Origin of the sequence: Kitasatospora sp. NPDC088134 (assembly GCF_044741705.1) — a bacterium.
Classification (GTDB): Bacteria; Actinomycetota; Actinomycetes; order Streptomycetales; family Streptomycetaceae; genus Kitasatospora.
Window position 1 is genome coordinate 57,713 of the sequence record NZ_JBIUTD010000005.1, and the last position, 15,682, is coordinate 73,394.

15 protein-coding genes are annotated in these 15,682 nt (G+C 72.5%); 8 read left to right on the forward strand and 7 right to left on the reverse strand.

The genetic code is table 11. From position 1 onward, the window contains the following. Window positions 1-459, forward strand: coding sequence for a hypothetical protein (locus ACIOHG_RS10255; RefSeq protein ID WP_400947792.1), 459 nt, complete (start codon window positions 1-3; stop codon window positions 457-459). A gap of 13 nt (window positions 460-472) precedes the next feature. Here the strand turns inward: ACIOHG_RS10255 and ACIOHG_RS10260 are convergent, their stop codons facing one another. Further along, on the reverse strand, window positions 473-1,864 hold the full coding sequence (locus ACIOHG_RS10260; RefSeq protein ID WP_400947794.1) for a sporulation protein: 1,392 nt from the start codon (window positions 1,862-1,864) through the stop codon (window positions 473-475). Between the two features lie 274 nt (window positions 1,865-2,138). Here ACIOHG_RS10260 and ACIOHG_RS10265 point away from each other — a divergent pair, with 274 nt between their 5' ends. From ACIOHG_RS10265 to ACIOHG_RS10275, 3 genes are all read left to right on the forward strand, one after another. Further along, entirely contained in the window at window positions 2,139-3,905 is a 1,767-nt protein-coding gene (locus ACIOHG_RS10265) for an asparagine synthetase B family protein (RefSeq protein WP_400947796.1), read from the forward strand. A gap of 28 nt (window positions 3,906-3,933) precedes the next feature. Further along, complete coding sequence (locus ACIOHG_RS10270; RefSeq protein ID WP_400947798.1) at window positions 3,934-4,380, forward strand: NUDIX domain-containing protein; 447 nt, start codon at window positions 3,934-3,936, stop codon at window positions 4,378-4,380. Between the two features lie 72 nt (window positions 4,381-4,452). Next, window positions 4,453-5,766 (forward strand): UDP-glucose dehydrogenase family protein, encoded by a 1,314-nt coding sequence (locus tag ACIOHG_RS10275; protein ID WP_400947801.1) that lies wholly within the window; start codon window positions 4,453-4,455, stop codon window positions 5,764-5,766. Between the two features lie 242 nt (window positions 5,767-6,008). On the opposite strand, the gene ACIOHG_RS10280 is transcribed toward ACIOHG_RS10275, so the two are convergent. Continuing rightward, window positions 6,009-6,719 carry a cation transporter gene (locus ACIOHG_RS10280; protein ID WP_400947804.1) on the reverse strand — a complete coding sequence of 237 codons (711 nt, stop codon included), beginning with the start codon at window positions 6,717-6,719 and terminating at the stop codon, window positions 6,009-6,011. Beyond that, on the reverse strand, window positions 6,719-7,054 hold the full coding sequence (locus ACIOHG_RS10285; RefSeq protein WP_400947806.1) for an ArsR/SmtB family transcription factor: 336 nt from the start codon (window positions 7,052-7,054) through the stop codon (window positions 6,719-6,721). Before ACIOHG_RS10285 ends, ACIOHG_RS10280 begins: the two co-directional genes overlap by 1 nt. A 185-nt stretch (window positions 7,055-7,239) precedes the next feature. Between ACIOHG_RS10285 and ACIOHG_RS10290 the strand changes: the two genes are divergently transcribed. Both ACIOHG_RS10290 and ACIOHG_RS10295 read left to right on the forward strand, forming a co-directional pair. After that, a protein-coding gene (locus ACIOHG_RS10290; RefSeq protein ID WP_400948491.1) for an IS5 family transposase occupies window positions 7,240-8,126 on the forward strand; the annotation gives its coding sequence in 2 pieces (ribosomal slippage) (window positions 7,240-7,588 and window positions 7,588-8,126; 888 coding nt in all). Between the two features lie 221 nt (window positions 8,127-8,347). Further along, window positions 8,348-8,560: a hypothetical protein gene (locus tag ACIOHG_RS10295; protein WP_400948493.1), complete on the forward strand. Its 213-nt coding sequence runs from the start codon at window positions 8,348-8,350 to the stop codon at window positions 8,558-8,560. Window positions 8,561-8,747: 187 nt separating this feature from the next. Here the strand turns inward: ACIOHG_RS10295 and ACIOHG_RS10300 are convergent, their stop codons facing one another. The 4 genes from ACIOHG_RS10300 to ACIOHG_RS10315 all read right to left on the reverse strand — a co-directional run bounded on the left by ACIOHG_RS10300 (window position 8,748) and on the right by ACIOHG_RS10315 (window position 12,979). Continuing rightward, a complete protein-coding gene (locus ACIOHG_RS10300; RefSeq protein ID WP_400947808.1) occupies window positions 8,748-8,942 on the reverse strand; it encodes a hypothetical protein in 195 nt (64 codons plus the stop codon). Window positions 8,943-9,157: 215 nt separating this feature from the next. Next, complete coding sequence (locus tag ACIOHG_RS10305; RefSeq protein WP_400947811.1) at window positions 9,158-9,655, reverse strand: DinB family protein; 498 nt, start codon at window positions 9,653-9,655, stop codon at window positions 9,158-9,160. 60 nt (window positions 9,656-9,715) lie between these two features. Continuing rightward, complete coding sequence (locus ACIOHG_RS10310; protein WP_400947813.1) at window positions 9,716-10,705, reverse strand: GNAT family N-acetyltransferase; 990 nt, start codon at window positions 10,703-10,705, stop codon at window positions 9,716-9,718. Window positions 10,706-10,879: 174 nt separating this feature from the next. Continuing rightward, a complete protein-coding gene (locus ACIOHG_RS10315; protein WP_400947816.1) occupies window positions 10,880-12,979 on the reverse strand; it encodes a beta-galactosidase in 2,100 nt (699 codons plus the stop codon). A gap of 270 nt (window positions 12,980-13,249) precedes the next feature. On the opposite strand from ACIOHG_RS10315, the gene ACIOHG_RS10320 reads away from it, so the two are divergent. Next, on the forward strand, window positions 13,250-14,566 hold the full coding sequence (locus ACIOHG_RS10320) for an ABC transporter substrate-binding protein (protein ID WP_400947819.1): 1,317 nt from the start codon (window positions 13,250-13,252) through the stop codon (window positions 14,564-14,566). Window positions 14,567-14,755: 189 nt separating this feature from the next. Beyond that, the gene (locus tag ACIOHG_RS10325) at window positions 14,756-15,682 is read left to right on the forward strand and encodes a carbohydrate ABC transporter permease (protein ID WP_400947822.1); all 927 of its coding nucleotides are present in this window, start codon (window positions 14,756-14,758) and stop codon (window positions 15,680-15,682) included.

Here is a 15,682-nt window from a genome sequence, read left to right on the forward strand (position 1 = left end):
ATGTCGGAGAAGGAGCCTCCGCAGGATTTGTGCGTGAAGCTGCGGGCCGCCGCCGACCGGCTGATCGCCGGCACCCCACTGCACTCCTCGGGCAAGCTGACGATCCTTGACCTCGCGCAGGAAGCGCAGATCAAGCGCTGGGTGCTGACCCACAAATACCCGGCCACGCTCATGGCCAAGTATCAGGCCGAGTTCAAGGCCCTCCAGCAGAAGTCGGAGCCGGTGAAGGCGGCCGAGGACAAGCTGGCCAAGGTCACGGAGGAACTGGCCGAGACCCGGAAGGAGAACCGCAAGCTCCGTGACCTGGTGCTGACCTACGCGGTCATGATCGACCAACTGGCCGTCGAACGAGCTCAGGCCGTCAACGAACGCGACCAGGCGATCGCCGCCAGAGATGCCGCCCTGGCGAACGTCACCCCGATCACCCGGGCGCGTTCCCGCCGGGACGACGAGCGGTGACGGCCGAACCGGGTCAGGCCGCGACGCCGAGCTCACTGCGGATGCGGTGGACGAAGTCGCGCACGGCCGGCTTCCGGCGCCAGGGGCCGAGGGCGGCGTTGAACTCGCGGACGTAGTCCATGGCCCGGCTGGACTGGACGCGCGCGAGGATGTCGACGGCCTGGTTGCCGAGCGCGAGGCCCTGGTCGAGGTCGTCGGCCTGGAGATGGGCGGTTCCGACGATCGCCAGGCGCATCCCGACCGAGCGGGTGAACACCCCGGGCTGCATGGCGGCGGCCTGAGCGTTCCAGGCCAGGGCCTCCTTCGGCTTCTTCAGGTCGCGGAAGACCTCGGCGGCATCCGCCGAGAGCCGGGCGTGGTGATAGAAGTCGATCCAAGCCGGCTCGTCGGCGCGGTCGCGGGCCCGGTCGAGCAACATCTCGGAGGAAGCCAGCGCGGAGGCCGCCGCCTTCGCGTTGTCGTCGCGGGCATGGGCGCGGGCCTCGATGAGCTTGGTGAAGGCCAGCACCCGGGGGGCGGCCTGGCCGTTGGCGCGGGCGAAGGCGCCCTGGGTCATGTCGATGGCCTCGTTGGGGAAGCCCCGCAGGAGGGCCTGCATCGCCATGGTGGTGAGCACATAGCAGCCGAGCTGGACGTCGCCGCCGGCCCGGGCGAGGCGGAGGGCCTGGATGAAGTGGCGCTGGGCGACGTCGTGCTGGCCGACGTCGAAGGCGGTCCAGCCGGCCAGGCGGGACAGTTCGGCAGTCACCGAGAACAGCTCGCGCCCTACCTCGTCGGAGAACGTGCCGGACAGCAGTGGGGCGGCCCGGTGCTGGAGGCAGTCGGTGACGGAGTTCGCCTTCCAGTTGCCGCCGCCATACTTCGAGTCCCAGCGGCGGGCCTCGTCGGCAGCGTCGCGGAGCTCGTCCAGGTCGGCCCGGCCGACGCGGGCGCCGCCGCGGTGGTCGGCGCGGTCGTCGGCCGGGCTCACCAGCCACCGGGTCACCGGGGTCGTGAACGAGGCAACGGCGAAGCTGGATCCGGTGAGGAAGTCGCGGCGGTTCACGGAACTCCAGAACGAAGTGGCGACGCGCACGGCGTCGGCGGGCTCTCGCGGGAAATCCAACCCCACCGCGGCGTCCGGTGTCTCCGCATCCGCCATACCGATATCCGCCAACTGCACGGGGCGGCCGAGCCGTTCGCCGATCGCCTGGGCCAGCAGCTTGGGCACCGGCCAGTCGGGCACCATGCCCCGGCGGCACCAGTTCGCGACCGAGGTATGCGTATATGTGGTGGTCAGCCCGGCCTCTTTGGCCAGCTGGTTCACGCGCAGGGCCAGCGATTTGTGGCTGGCACCCTCGCACTTTTCGATCATCCGGGCCAGCGCGTCGTTCGGCGGCTTGGCCCGGCGGGTGGTCGACGCCACAGCGTCCCCCTCATCCGTTCCGCGCGGCTCTGCGCGGAAGTCGTACTCGACTGGGCACGAGAAGTCGTACGCCCGGCACCTGACGCCGGATCACCGAGGGTATTGCCTCCACCGCTCGCAGTGAACCGCTTTCGCGAGTTGTGAGCCCCCCTGCGAGCCCTGCCCCGACCGGCCGCCAGACGGTTGCCTGGTCTTCCGGGCCTCCGCCGGGACCTGGGGAAACATCCTCCCGGCGGAGGCCACCACCGATTTCACGCTCGGGGGTGACAACCAGATGTGCGGAATCGCAGGACTGGCCGGCGCCGACGCCGTCCGCCACCAGACCACCGTCGCCGCGATGGGGCTCGCTCAGCACCACCGCGGCCCGGACGGCACCCGGCACCTCACCTCGGCAGACGGCCGGGCGGTGCTGTCCATGAACACCCTGCTGATCGTCGACACCGCGGCCCAGCCCGGCCCCTACCTGGACCCGGCCAGCGGCATCGTCCTCACCTTCAACGGCGAGATCTACAACTACCGGCAGGTCGCCGCGGCCTGGGGCATCCAGCTGGAGCCCGGCGAGACCGACGCGCACCTGGTCCTGCGGGCCTGGGCCAAGCTCGGCCCCGGCTGCCTCGCCGGCCTGGACGGCATGTTCGCCCTGGCCGCCTACGACCCGCGCGAGGGCCGGCTGTTCCTCGCCCGGGACCGGCTCGGCGAGAAGCCCCTCTACTGGCGCCTGGACGGCGGCCGACTCGCGTTCGCCTCCGAGGTCACCACCCTGACCGGCTACGGCACCGCCCCGCTGGTCGTCCGTCCGGAGATGCTGAGCATCGAGACGCCGACCGGCGCCGACACCCCGTTCCAGGGCATCCAGCTGCTGCCGCCGGCCGGGCTGCTGGCCTTCGACGTCGCCACCGGCTCGCTGGTCCAGCGGACCTGGTGGCAGCTGGAGGGCCTGGAGCCCTGGCAGGGCGACTACCAGAGCGCGCTCGCCCGGTTCTCGACCCTGCTGGCCGACCGGATCCCGATGCGGGCTCCCGGCACGGACTTCGCGCTGCTGCTGTCGGGCGGGCTGGACTCCTCGGTGCTGGCCTACCTGATGCGGCCGCAGGTCTGCGTCACGGTCCGCTACCCGGGCCAGGACCGCCTGGACGAGTCGGCGACGGCGGCCGTCGTCGCCCGGGACATCGGCGCGGAGCTGGTGGTCATCGAGCCGACCGCCGCCGACTTCGCCCGCACGCTGCCGGAGATCATGCACGCGCTGGACTACCCGATGGGCAACGCGTCCACGTTCTCCGAGCACATGGCCTACCGGGCTGTCGCCGAGCGCGGCATCCGCGTCGTCGTCGGCGGGCTGGGGCCGGACGAGTTCCTGATGGGCTACGTCCGCCACGCGCTCGTCCTCTTCGGGCCGGAGGCGGTGCTGGGCGCCGGGCTGGAGGCCTACCGGCCGCTGGCCTCCAAACTCCTGACCGGGGACGGCGGCCTGCTGGAGCCGGCCGAGGCGATCGTCCGCCTGGTTCTGCGCGGGCAGGACCCGGACGGGCGGCTGCGGGAGCTGGTCGCCGACGCCCTGACGCGGGCCGACGGCGACCTGGCCCGCGGGCTGACGCTGGCGGACCTGGCCACGGCCTGGCGTCCGCTGGTGATGACCTCGGACAAGCTGGCCTCCGCCTTCGCGCTGGAGCGGCGCTCGCCGTTCCTGGCGCGGGACCTGGTCGAGTTCTCCTACCGGCTGCCGGTCGAGCACAAGATCGCCGACCCGGCCGCCGGGAAGCGGATCCTGCGGGACGCGGCGAAGGCCCTCGGCCTGCCCCCGGAGGTCTGGGGCAGCCGGGACAAGCCCGGCTTCGCGTCCCCGGTTCCGAGCTGGCTGTCCGGTCCGTTGGAGCCCTGGGCGACCGCGCAGATCTCCACCGCTCTCGACCAGGCGCCCGTCTCGCTGAGGCCGCTGCTGGCCGGCGGCCTGAAGCCGGGCGGACGGTTCGACCGCACCCGGATGCAGGCGCTGATGGCCGCGGCCTGGTTCTCCGACCACACGCTGGCCGCTGCGGCATGACGTGCCGTCGGCTCACTACGGTGAGCGCATGGACTCCCAGACTCTCCCCACCGAGCCGTCCGCCGCCGAGCCGCGCGGAGCGGTCGCGATCATCACAAACCGCCGCGGCGAGCTCCTCCTGCACCTGCGCGACGACCTCGACGGCGTGACCTGGCGCGGGCACTGGAGCCTCCTCGGAGGCGGTTGCGACCCGGGCGAGAGCCCGGCCGACGCGATCGTCCGCGAACTCGACGAGGAAGCCGGCCTCGCCGTCGACGGCGGCCTTGCGGAGCTCTTCGAGACCCCGGACGCCCATGGCTCGGGGCAGATCATCACCTTCTTCGCCGCCTCCTGGGACGGCGACGAGACCGCGCTGCCGCTGGCCGAGGGCGTCAAGCTCCAGTTCTTCGCCCCCGAGCACCTGCCCGTTCTGACCATCCCGCCGTTCATCCGCGACGGCATCCATCGCTACCTGGCCGCCCAGTCCGGCACCTGACGCCCCCGTCCTCAAGGGGGGTTGGGGCGCCTGGCCGGGCGGCAAACCCCGCCCCCTTGGAAGGACACCTTCGTGAAGCTCACCGTGATCGGCTGCGGCTACCTCGGCGCGACCCACGCCGCCACGATGGCCGAGCTCGGCCACCAGGTCCTCGGCGTGGACACCGACACCGACAAGGTCGACGCCCTGAACAAGGGCCAGGCCCCGTTTATCGAGCGCGGCCTGGACGACCTGCTCGCCAAGCACACCGCCACCGGACAGCTCCGCTTCACCGCCTCCTACGCGGAGGCCGCCGCCTTCGCCGACGTTCACTTCCTGGGCGTCGGCACCCCGCAGCAGGACGGCAGCGGCGCCTACGACCTCACCCACCTGCACACCGCCGTCCGCCAGCTGGCCCCGCGGCTCGGCGACGGCGCGCTGATCATCGGCAAGTCGACCGTCCCGGTCGGCACCGTCGCGAAGCTGCGGCAGACCCTGGACGAGCACGTCCGCAACGGGGCGAGCGCCCGACTGGCCTGGTCGCCGGAGTTCCTGCGCGAGTCGTTCGCCGTTCTGGACACCCTGGAGCCGGACCGGATCGTGCTCGGCATCGAGGACGGCGACACCAGCAGCGAGGCCGTCTTCCGGACCGTCTATGCCGACATCCTGGCCGGCGGCTCGCCGCTGATCGTCACCGACATCCCGACCGCCGAGCTGATCAAGGGAGCCGCGAACGCCTTCCTCGCCACCAAGATCTCCTTCATCAACGCGATGGCGGAGCTCTGCGAGCTGACCGGCGCCAACGTTCAGCAGATTGCTCTCGCCCTGGGCTATGACCACCGGATCGGCGCCAAGGGCATGCGGCCCGGGCTCGGGTTCGGCGGCGGTTGCCTGCCCAAGGACCTGGCCGGGTTCACCCACCGCGCCGAGGAGCTCGGCGCTGACACCGGCCTGCTCCGCCACGTCGCCGCGATCAACCGGCGCCGACGCGAGCACACCGTCGACCTCGCCCGCGAGGCGCTCGGCGGCACCCTGGTCGGCAAGCGGATCGCCGTCTGGGGCGCCGCCTTCAAGGCCCACACCGACGACATCCGCGACTCCCCGGCCCTCGCAGTCGCCGACGCCCTCCAGCGCGCCGGCGCAGAGGTCACCGTCCACGACCCCGCCGCGATGGAGAACTCCCGCAGGTCCTACCCCCAGCTCGACTACGCCGACGACCCCACCCAGGCCGTCACCGGCGCCGGGCTGCTGCTGCACCTGACCGACTGGCCCCAGTACTCCGACACCGACCCGGCCGACCTCGCCAGCCACATCGCCGTCCCCAAGGTCATCGACGCCCGCGGCACCCTCAACGCCAACCGGTGGCGCGCGGCCGGCTGGACCTTCCGCGCCCTCGGCCGCCCTTGAAACCGGTGAAGAGCAGGATGAACGCCAACACCGCCAGCCGTCGCCCGGGACGAAAAGGTCAGCCCAGCTGACATAAATGTCGCGATTCCTGACATTTCCTCCGGTCTATGTCCCCTCTGAGGGGACACCGCTGGGCTGACAGCGGCCAGGCGGATTTCGCCGTGGACGGCCAGTGACCGCTCCTCGCTGGCGGCCAGTTGCGGCGGCGTCCTCGGGGAGCGGTCACGTCCTGTAGTGGCGGGTCAGTTGCAGCAGTCGCAGCCGGGGCGGCATCCGCACGCGTCGGTGGTCTGGTCCGGTGTCGGGGCGGGGCCGGTCGTGGGTGCGCAGCAGCCCTTGCCCTGCCAGGCGTCGCGGCCTTCCTTGATGGCGATGGCGGCGATGACAAGGGCGGCGGTGGGGTCGGCCCAGGACCAGCCGAGGGTGGCGTTGAGGAGCAGGCCGGCGAGGAGGATGGCGGAGAGGTAGGTGCAGAGCAGGGTCTGCTTGGAGTCGGCGACGGCGCTGGCGGAGCCGAGTTCGCGGCCGGCCTTGCGCTGGGCGGCGGACAGGAGCGGCATCACGGCGAGGGACAGGGCAGCGAGGGCGATGCCGGGGATGGAGCGTTCGGCCTCGCCGGTGCCGGTCAGGGCCCGGATCGAGTCGGCGGTGATGTAGGTGGCGAGGGCGAAGAACGAGACGGTGATGATCCGCAGGGTGGTCTTCTCGCGGGCTGCGCGCGCGGCGTGGTCCCGGGCGGAGAACTGCCAGGCGACCGCGGCGGCGGAGGACACCTCGATGATCGAGTCGAGCCCGAAGCCGATGAGCGCGGTGGAGGAGGCGAGGGTGCCGGCGGTGAGGGCGACGATCGCCTCGGTCACGTTGTAGGTGATCGTGGCGGCCACCAGCAGCCGTATTCGCCGGGTGAGCGCGTCGCGGCGGGCCGGGGACGGGCCGAGCGAGATCGCCGCCATCAGCAGCAGCCCTTCTCGTCGGCGTCCACGCAGGCGCGGTCGGTCTCGACGGCGACGACGGCGGTGCGCAGGTCGTCCAGCGCGTGGCCGAGCCGTTGGTCCGCGAGCTCGTAACGGGTTCGGCGCCCGACGGGGACGGCGGCGACCAGGCCGCAGTCGCGCAGGCAGGCGAGATGGTTGGAGAGCCGGGTGCGGGAGATGCCCAGGGTTTCGGCGAGGTCGGAGGGGTGGGCCGGGGCCTCGCGCAGGGCGAGCAGAATGCGGCAGCGGATCGGGTCGGCGAGCGCGCGGCCGAACCGCGCGAGGACCTCGACCTCGGAAACGAGAGTCAGCACGAGCTCAACGATACAGAGAATCCTGAATTCAGGAAATCCTGTCTCTCGGGGTTGCGGGGGAGCTGACGGAGCCCCCTCCCGACTACTGCGCGTGATCGAAAGTGTGGCCACTTAACGCCCCGTCAAGTGGCCACGAGTGGGGATCTCAGCTGGCCACTAGGCCGTGTCTCATAATTGATCTTGTGGTGGGTCGTGGAGAGATAACGGATGCTGGGTGGGCTCGGATTGAGCCGTTGCTGCCGCAGCGGGATGGTGCCGGGCGTCCTTGGCGGGATCACCGGCAGGTGGTGAACGGGGTGCTGTGGCGGTTGCGCACGGGTGCCCCGTGGCGTGATCTGCCCGAGCGCTACGGCCCGTGGCAGACCGTCTACCGACGCTTCGCCCAATGGGAGAAGGACGGGACCTGGGCCGCGCTCCTGCGGGAGGTCCAGGTCCGCGACGACGCGGTGGGGGCCGTGGAGTGGACGGTCTCGATCGACTCCACGGCCGCGAGGGCTCACCAGCACGCGGCCGGGGCCCGCAAAAAGGGGACCGGCCCGAGGACGAATCGGATGATCCGGCAGCAGTTGCGCGCCGCGAGGCGCTCGGCAGGTCCCGGGGCGGCCTGACGACCAAGATCCACCTGGGAGTCGACGGCCGGGGCCTGCCGCTGTCGATCGTGCTGAGTACCGGCAACACGGCCGACTGCACGATGCTGCCCGCCGTCCTCGACGCGATCCGCGTTCCACGTGTCGGAGCCGGGCGGCCAAGGACCAGGCCCGACCGGGTCGTGGCCGACAAGGCGTACTCCTCCCGCAAGATCCGCAGCCTGCTGCGGCGCCGACGGATCAGGGCGACCATCCCCGAACGCCGGGACCAGATCGCCGGCCGAGCCCGCCGCGCAAGCCGCGGCGGGCGACCGCCGGCCTTCGACAAGACCGCCTACAAGGGGCGGAACGTCGTCGAACGCTGCTTCGCCAAGCTGAAGCAATTCCGGGCAGTGGCCACCAGATTCGACAAGCTGGCCAACCGCTACCGGGCCGGCGTCGTCCTCGCCTCGCTGATCCTGTGGCTGCGAGCCGAAGAGCAATGACCCACCACATGATCAATTACGAGACACGGCCTAACACTGGGCGCGGGGGTGGCCAGCACTGAGCTGGATGCCGAGGCGGCGAGACAAGCACTGGATCAGGTGAGTTTGGTCTGGAGTGCAAGACCTCGATCGAGGGTCACGCAGGCCTGCGAAGGTCCAAAATGCAACACGCGCAGACTGGCTAGAGAACCGAACCGGTCAGCGCCGTCGCCCTCGGCACCCTGTCCGGCCGCCCCGCCGCCGCCACCGGCAGCTGGGACGGCACCGTCCGCCTCTGGAACCCCCTGACGGCCCAACTGCTCGCCCCGCCCCTGCACTTCCCCGCCCAGGTCCACGCCGTCGCCCTCACCCCGACCGGCCACCTGGCCGTCGCCGCGGGCCCCGACCTGTTCCTCGTCCCCTCCCCCACGACGGAACCCGGCCCGCGAGCTTGACGTTTCCACCGCAGCCGAGCCCTGCCGGACCGGACGCAGGAGCCCGAGGTCCGGCCGGCTGCCGCGATCGGCCGACCCTGCCTCGTCGGCGAGACGCTGAAACCACGGGGCCCGTCGGGGCCGGAGCGGCCCACCGCCTCGCCGACGGCCTGGAGAACGGGCCTTCACCCGATCGTCCGGAACTCTCTCAGACCTCGCTGGCACGCATGATTGCGTTGACGAGGTCGCCGCCACTCTCCCTCAGGGCCCTGACCGCGGCCGCCCTCGACGCGCCGACCTGAGCCATCACCAGGTCGATGTCCTTCAGGTCGATCCCGGTCTCGTCGGCGTCCTCCTCCTCAACCGCCTCGAGCTCAGGGATGTCCTCGAAATCGTCTGGCACGCTGTCCTCCGAACGGCGAATGGGCGCCCCGGCAGCTCGGCGGCACGAAGCCGACCGGGCCCCGGGGCCTGTTGCCGCATTTGTACGTGGTCGCACCGGTGGAGTCCAACTCGGCTGCCCGGTCGGGTGATTGCCTCGCTCACCGGTTCGGGAACGCGCCGGATCACCCGGAACGCGTTCGACACCTCCCGGGCGCCCCGGGCCGGGCGGCGGGGTCAGCCGAGGACCAAGTGCTGTCGGCCGTCGATGAGTTCGCGTACCGCGTCCAGGTGTCCGGCGTGGGTGGCGGTTTCGGTGATGACGTGCAGGACCACCTCGCGGAGCGTGTCGTAGCGCCAGCCGCCGAAGAAGTCCGGCCACCAGGCGGGGGCGGCGTCGAGGTCGGCGGTGGCGAGGACGGCGTCGGCGAGGGCGCTCTCCCGGCGGTAGCGGTCGAGGATCTGAGCGGCCGTCAGGTCCGCCGGGAGCTGCCAGGCGTCCTCGGTGGCGGAGAGGATCTCCTCGATCGCGGCCGGTTCGCCCGCCGCGACCGCCCGGAACCAGAACTTCTCGTCGTCCAGGGCGAGATGGTGGACCAGCCCGAGGCAGCTCCACCCGGAGGGCAGGACCGGGCGGCGCAGCGCCTCCTCGTCCAGCCCGGTCAGGATCTCCAGGACGTGTGCGCGCTTGCCGCGCAGGACGCCGGTCAGCGTCGCCAGTTCGGTGTCGGCCATGCCGGGCACGCTACCGGCCCGGACCGACAATGCACCGGCGCCGCGAGGCGCCGGCGAGGGTCAGCGCGCGGAGAGCACCAGGCGGCGGGCGCTGTTGCGGTAGCCCGCGCGGGCGAAGGCGGCGGCCATCGGGGTGTTCGTCAGGTCGGTGTCGGCACGGATCCGCTCCGGCGCGGCCTCGGCGGCCAGGACGCGGGTGATCTCGGCGAGGATCTCGTCCGCGTACCCGCGGCCCCGGTGCTCGGGGAGCACCCCGAGGTAGCCGACCACGGGGGTGGCGTGGTTGCGCGAGGGGATGCCGAAGCCGACCGTCACCCCGTCGGGCGTCCGGGCGACCCGCCACCAGGAGCGCTTCCCGGGCATGGTGTCGCGGTAGAAAGCGAGGTCCTCGCGGGCCTGCGCCTCGGCGCCGTTCCGGGCGGCCCCCTTGCGGGAGGAGGCGTCGAGGGTGCCCGCCAGGACCCGGCGGAACAGGTCGACGAAGACCTCGTCGTCGGGCTCGGCCCGGAAGCGCAGCCGCCCGGACGGCTCGGGGAGCCCGTTCTGCGGCGTCCACTCGTAGCGCAGCCGCTCCAGGCTCGCCGGGAGCCCGGCCCGCCGGGCGGCCTCCCGCCGCCAGGCCACGGCCGCGACCAGCTCGGGGCGGTCGCGCCAGTCGCCGGGCAGGAAGAGGTGGTACTCGGGCGCGACGTCCGCACCGGCCTCGGCGTACGCCGTGTGCGCGGCACCGAGCAGGCCCGCAGCCAGCACGGTACGCGCCTCCCCCGACCCCGCCGACCCCTCCCCGAACCCCGCCGCCCCCTCCGCCCCGGACGCGAACAGCCCGTCGAGAGCGCGGGGCCGGGCCTCGCCCGGGGAGCCCCACCAGACGGCGAGCGCGAGCGGCGCGCCGCCGGGGGCGTCCTCGGCGAGCCACATCCGGTCGAAGCGGTACTGGCCGTCGGCGAGCCCGGCCCGGTACGCCTCGGCCGTCACCCCGCCCGTCGGGTCGGCGTCGAGGAGCGGGAGCAGCCGGTCGAGGTCGGACTCGACGGCGGGACGGAAGATCACGGTGCCTCCGGGACGGTGCCGCTGCGGGGGCCGCGCGGGCCCAGCGGAACGCGGCCGCCGTCCGACCGGGCGGTCGGCGGCCGTCAGCGTAGGACGCCCCGCCCGGGGGAACAACGCGTTTTCCCCGCCCCGCCCCGGCCCGCCCCGGCCCGCCCCGGCCCGACCGACGGACCGTCAGTACCGGACCACCCGGGTACCCCCGGCCGGAACGGTGACGCTGCCCGAGACGGCCGCGCCGGTGAGGAGTTCGGTGCCGGGGGCGGTGAGCGGCAGGACGGCGTCGCTGTCGGCGTGGTTGACGGCGAACAGGTAGCGCCGCCCGTCCGCGGCGGCCCGCTCGACCACCTCCAGGTCGCGCGGCAGCCGAGGGAGCGTCAATCCCGCGTCAGCAGCGGCGAGTTCGACGATCCGGGCCAGCCCGGCGGCGTCCAGGCGGGCCGAGACGTAGTAGGCGTGCCCGGCGCCGAGGGCGTGCCGGGTGACGGCGGGCTGCCCGGCGGCGGGGCCGTCGGCGTAGCGGTACAGGACCTCGGCGCCGTCCGGCACCACGAACTCGGTCCAGGCGTCGGCGTGCAGCACCGAGCCATCCCCGCCGGGCAGCACGGAGCCATCCCCGCCGGGCAGCGCGGAGCCACCCTCGGCGGCCAGCACGGGTCCGCCGCCGACGGCCTCCAGCGTGACGCCCCGCCCGGCCGGGAGCGGGGCGAACTCCTCGACGGTGAGGCCGAGGACGTCGCGGAGCGCGCCGGGGTGCGGGCCGGGGTGGACGGTGTCGTGCTCGTCGACGATGCCGGAGAAGCAGGAGACCACCAGGGTGCCGCCACCGGCGACGTACTGGTGCAGGTTGCGGCCGGCGGCCTCGGTGGTGAGGTAGAGGGCGGGGGCGACGACCAGCGGATAGCGGCCCAACTCTGCCTCGGGGTGGGCGAAGTCGACGGTGAGGTGGGCGTCCCAGGTGGCGGCGTACCAGGCGTCGGCGCGTTCGCGGGCGTCGAGGTCGACGCTGGGGCGCCACTCCAGGCGCTGGGCCCACCAGGACTCCCAGTCCCAGAGCAGGGCGGCGTCGGACCGCACCAGACTGTCCCGAATCTCCGCGAGCTTCCCCAATTCCGCTCCGAGGGCGACGACTTCGCGCCAGATCCGGCTGGCGGTCCCGGCGTGCGGGAGCATCGCGGAGTGGAACTTCTCGGCGCCGTACCGGGAGGCCCGCCACTGGAAGAACATCGCGCCCTCGGAGCCGCGGGCGACGTGCGCGAGGCTGTTGCGGGCGAGTTCGCCGGGGCGCTTGGCGAGGTTGCGGGGCTGCCAGTTGACGGCGCCGGTGGAGTGTTCGAGCAGCAGCCAGGGGCGGCCGCCGGCCACCGAGCGGGTGAGGTCGGCGGCCATCGCCAGGTTGATCTGGCTGCGCGGGTCCTCGGCCACCAGGTAGTGGTCGTTGGCGACCAGGTCGACCTCGCGGCCCCAGGCCCAGTAGTCCAGGGACTGGCACTGGCTGAGCGCGGTCATGAAGTTGGTGGTGACGGGGATGCCGGGGGCGAGCCGGTGCAGCAGGTCGCGTTCGCGCTTGAAGTTGGCGAGGATCGCGTCGTTGGTGAAGCGGGCGTGGTCGAGCTGCTGGGCGGGGTTGCCCGCGGTGGGGGTGAGCCGGGGCGGCTGGACGTCGTCCCAGCAGGTGTAGCGCTGGCCCCAGAACGCCGTCCCCCAGGCGGAGTTGAGTTCCTCCAGGGTGCCGTGGCGCTCGGCGAGCCAGCGCCGGAAGTGCGCGGCGGATTCCTCGCAGTAGCAGTCGCTGACGGGGACGCCGTACTCGTTGTGGACGTGCCAGAGCGCGACGGCGGGGTGGCTGCCGTAGCGGCGGGCGAGCTGCTCGGTGATGGCGGCGGCGGCCTGCTGGTAGGCGGGCGAGCTGTGGCAGATCGCGCCGCGCGAGCCGAAGGAGTACCGGTGGCCCTCGCGGGTGACGGGCAGCGCCTCGGGGTGGTCGCGGTAGAACCAGGCGGGCGGGACGACGGTGGGGGTGGCCAGGTCGGCCCGGATGCCGTGGGCGTGCAGCAGGTCGAGCAGCCGGTCCAGCCAGCCGAACTCGTAGACGCCGCGCTCGGGTTCGAGCAGCGCCCAGGAGAAGATCCCGACGCTGACCATGGTGACCCCGGCCTCGCCCATCAGCCGGACGTCCTCGGCCCAGACCTCCTCCGGCCACTGCTCGGGGTTGTAGTCGCCGCCGTAGGCGAGCGGGGCGAGTCCGAGCGGGCGGGGGTACCGGGGGTGATCCATGGGTGCTCCATCGAGAAGAACTGTGAACGTGCACACCCCGTTGACCACCGGGCCGCGCTGTGTCTCGCCCAGATAACCGTATGACTTCAGGGATTGACAAGTGTCTCCCAGGTTTCCGTACTGTGAACGTGCACAGCAGCCGGACCCGACCCGGGACCCCCCTCGCGTCGAGTCCGCCGCCGGTGCCGGCGGCCGCCGTGCGCCCCCTCGCCCGGCGGCCGTCCACGACTTCCCTCACCCCGCATCCCCGTGATCCTCGGGAGGATCTCCATGCACCGTCGCCTCGCCCTCGCCGCGGCCGCCGCCCTGTGCGGCACGCTCGCGCTGTCCGCGTGCTCGTCCGACGGCGGTTCCGGCGACGCCCCCGGGGCGGCGTCCGGTCCGGTGAAGCTGACCTTCTGGTCCTGGGCGCCGAACATGGACAAGGTCGCCGAGGTCTGGAACAAGGCCCACCCGGACGTCCAGGTCAGCGTGCTCAAGCAGGCCGGCGGCGACGACCTGGTGACCAAGACCATCACCGCCGCCAAGGCCGGCAACGCGCCGGACCTGGTCCAGGCCGAGTACCAGGCGCTGCCGACCCTGGTCTCCAACGACGTGCTCGCCGACATCGCCAAGCAGGCGGGCGGGGCCAAGTCGCAGTTCGCCGAGGGGGTGTGGAAGCAGGTCACGCTCGACTCGGACGCGGTCTACGCGATCCCCGAGGACACCGCGCCGCTGGCCTTCTACTACCGGCAGGACCTGTTCCAGCAGTACGGCCTGACCGTGCCGACCACCTGGGACGGGTTCGCGGCCACCGCCCGCGCGCTCAAGCAGAAGGCCCCGGAGAAGTCGCTCACCACCTTCTCCGCCGCCGACCCGGGCCTGTTCGCGGGCCTGGCCCAGCAGGCGGGCGCGAAGTGGTGGACCGCCGCGGGCGACAAGTGGAGCGTGGCGATCGACGACCCGGCGACGAAGAAGGTCGCGGACTTCTGGTCGGGCCTGGTCAAGGACGGCGCGGTCGACAACCAGCCGATGTACACCCCGGCCTGGAGCAAGGCGCTGAACGACGGCACCCAGATCGGCTGGGTGTCGGCGGTGTGGGCACCGGGCGTACTGACCAGCTCGGCCCCGGACACCAAGGGCAAGTGGGCGATGGCCCCGCTGCCGCAGTGGCAGGCCGGCGCGGCGGTGACGGGCAGCTGGGGCGGTTCGGCGACCGGCGTCACCACGGGCGCGGTGAAGTCGGGCCACGGGGAGGCGGCGACGAAGTTCGCCACCTGGCTGAACACCGACCCGGAGGCGCTGGCGGCGCTGGTGAAGGAAGTCAACGTCTACCCGGCGGCGACCTCGGCGCAGAGCGGCGGCCTGCTGTCGGCGGCGCCGGAGTTCTTCCCGAACCAGCCGGACTTCTACCCGAAGGCGGCGGAGATCGCCAAGGGCACCGCGGCGGCGGCCTGGGGCCCGAACGTGAACGTGGCCTACTCGACCTTCAAGGACGCGTTCGGCAAGGCGGCGCAGGAGAAGGGCGACTTCGCCGCGGCGCTGTCGGCGATGCAGCAGTCCACGGTGGCGGACCTGAAGAAGAACGGCTTCCAGGTCACCGGCTGACCCCGCCCCCTCCGCCCCCTGCGGTCCCGCCGTCCCCTGACGCACCGTCAAGCACCGTCAGGAACCGGGCCGCAGTTCCCCGGCCCGCCGCCCCGCCCGGCGGCGGGCCGGGTCCGCCCCCTCCCGATCCCTGCTCCCGATCGCCCTCCCGGTCCCGCAAGGACCTCCCCGATCCCGCAAGGAGCCGCCATGGCCTCCCCTCCCCCGCCCCGCCCGGTCCGGCGGCGCGGCACGCTCGCGCCGTACGGCTTCCTCGGCCCGGCGGCGCTGCTGTTCACGCTGTTCTTCGCGCTGCCGATCGGCTACGCGGTCTACCTGAGCCTGCGCTCCGTCAAGGTGAAGGGCCTGGGCCTGGGGTCGCACGCCCGGACCGAGGTCTGGGCGGGGCTGTCGAACTACACCTCGGCGCTGTCGGACTCCGAACTGCTCGCGGGCTCCGGCCGGGTGCTGCTGTACGGGGCGCTGCTGGTGCCGACGATGCTGGGGGCGGCGCTGTTCTTCGCGCTGCTGCTGGACGTGCCGCGGGTGCGGCTGCGGGCCTTCTCCCGGCTGGTGATCTTCCTGCCGTACGCGGTGCCGGGGATCGTCGCCTCCACGCTGTGGGGGTTCCTGTACCTGCCGGAGGTCAGCCCGGGCTACTACCTGCTGACGCAGGCGGGGATGAGCGGCCCGGACCTGCTGCACGGCGACGGGCTGTACCTGGCGATGGCGAACATCGCGGTCTGGGGCGGCACCGGCTTCAACATGATCGTCATCTACACCTCGCTGCGGGCGCTGCCGGGCGAGCTGTACGAGGCGGCCCGGCTGGACGGCTGCTCGGAGCTGCAGATCGCGCTCCGGATCAAGATCCCGATGGTGGCGCCCTCGCTGGTGCTGACCTTCTTCTTCTCGATGATCGCCACCCTGCAGGTGTTCGCCGAGCCGATGACCCTCAAACCGCTGACCAACTCGATGAGTTCGACCTGGTCGCCGCTGATGAAGGTGTACCGGGACGCCTTCGTGCAGGGCAACGTGTACTCGGCGGCGGCGACCTCGGTGGTGATCGCGGCGGCCACCCTGCTGCTCTCCTTCGGGTTCCTGAAGCTGGTCGACAAGCGCACCGACGGAGGCAGTTGA

Bases quoted from the DNA above. Each gene is read 5' to 3' on its own strand.
- ACIOHG_RS10255 (WP_400947792.1), top strand. From the start codon at position 1: ATGTCGGAGAAGGAGCCTCCGCAGGATTTGTGCGTGAAGCTGCGGGCC.
- ACIOHG_RS10265 (WP_400947796.1), top strand. From the start codon at position 2,139: ATGTGCGGAATCGCAGGACTGGCCGGCGCCGACGCCGTCCGCCACCAG.
- ACIOHG_RS10270 (WP_400947798.1), top strand. From the start codon at position 3,934: ATGGACTCCCAGACTCTCCCCACCGAGCCGTCCGCCGCCGAGCCGCGC.
- ACIOHG_RS10280 (WP_400947804.1), bottom strand. From the start codon at position 6,719: ATGGCGGCGATCTCGCTCGGCCCGTCCCCGGCCCGCCGCGACGCGCTC.
- ACIOHG_RS10305 (WP_400947811.1), bottom strand. From the start codon at position 9,655: ATGGCCGACACCGAACTGGCGACGCTGACCGGCGTCCTGCGCGGCAAG.
- ACIOHG_RS10315 (WP_400947816.1), bottom strand. From the start codon at position 12,979: ATGGATCACCCCCGGTACCCCCGCCCGCTCGGACTCGCCCCGCTCGCC.
- ACIOHG_RS10320 (WP_400947819.1), top strand. From the start codon at position 13,250: ATGCACCGTCGCCTCGCCCTCGCCGCGGCCGCCGCCCTGTGCGGCACG.
- ACIOHG_RS10325 (WP_400947822.1), top strand. From the start codon at position 14,756: ATGGCCTCCCCTCCCCCGCCCCGCCCGGTCCGGCGGCGCGGCACGCTC.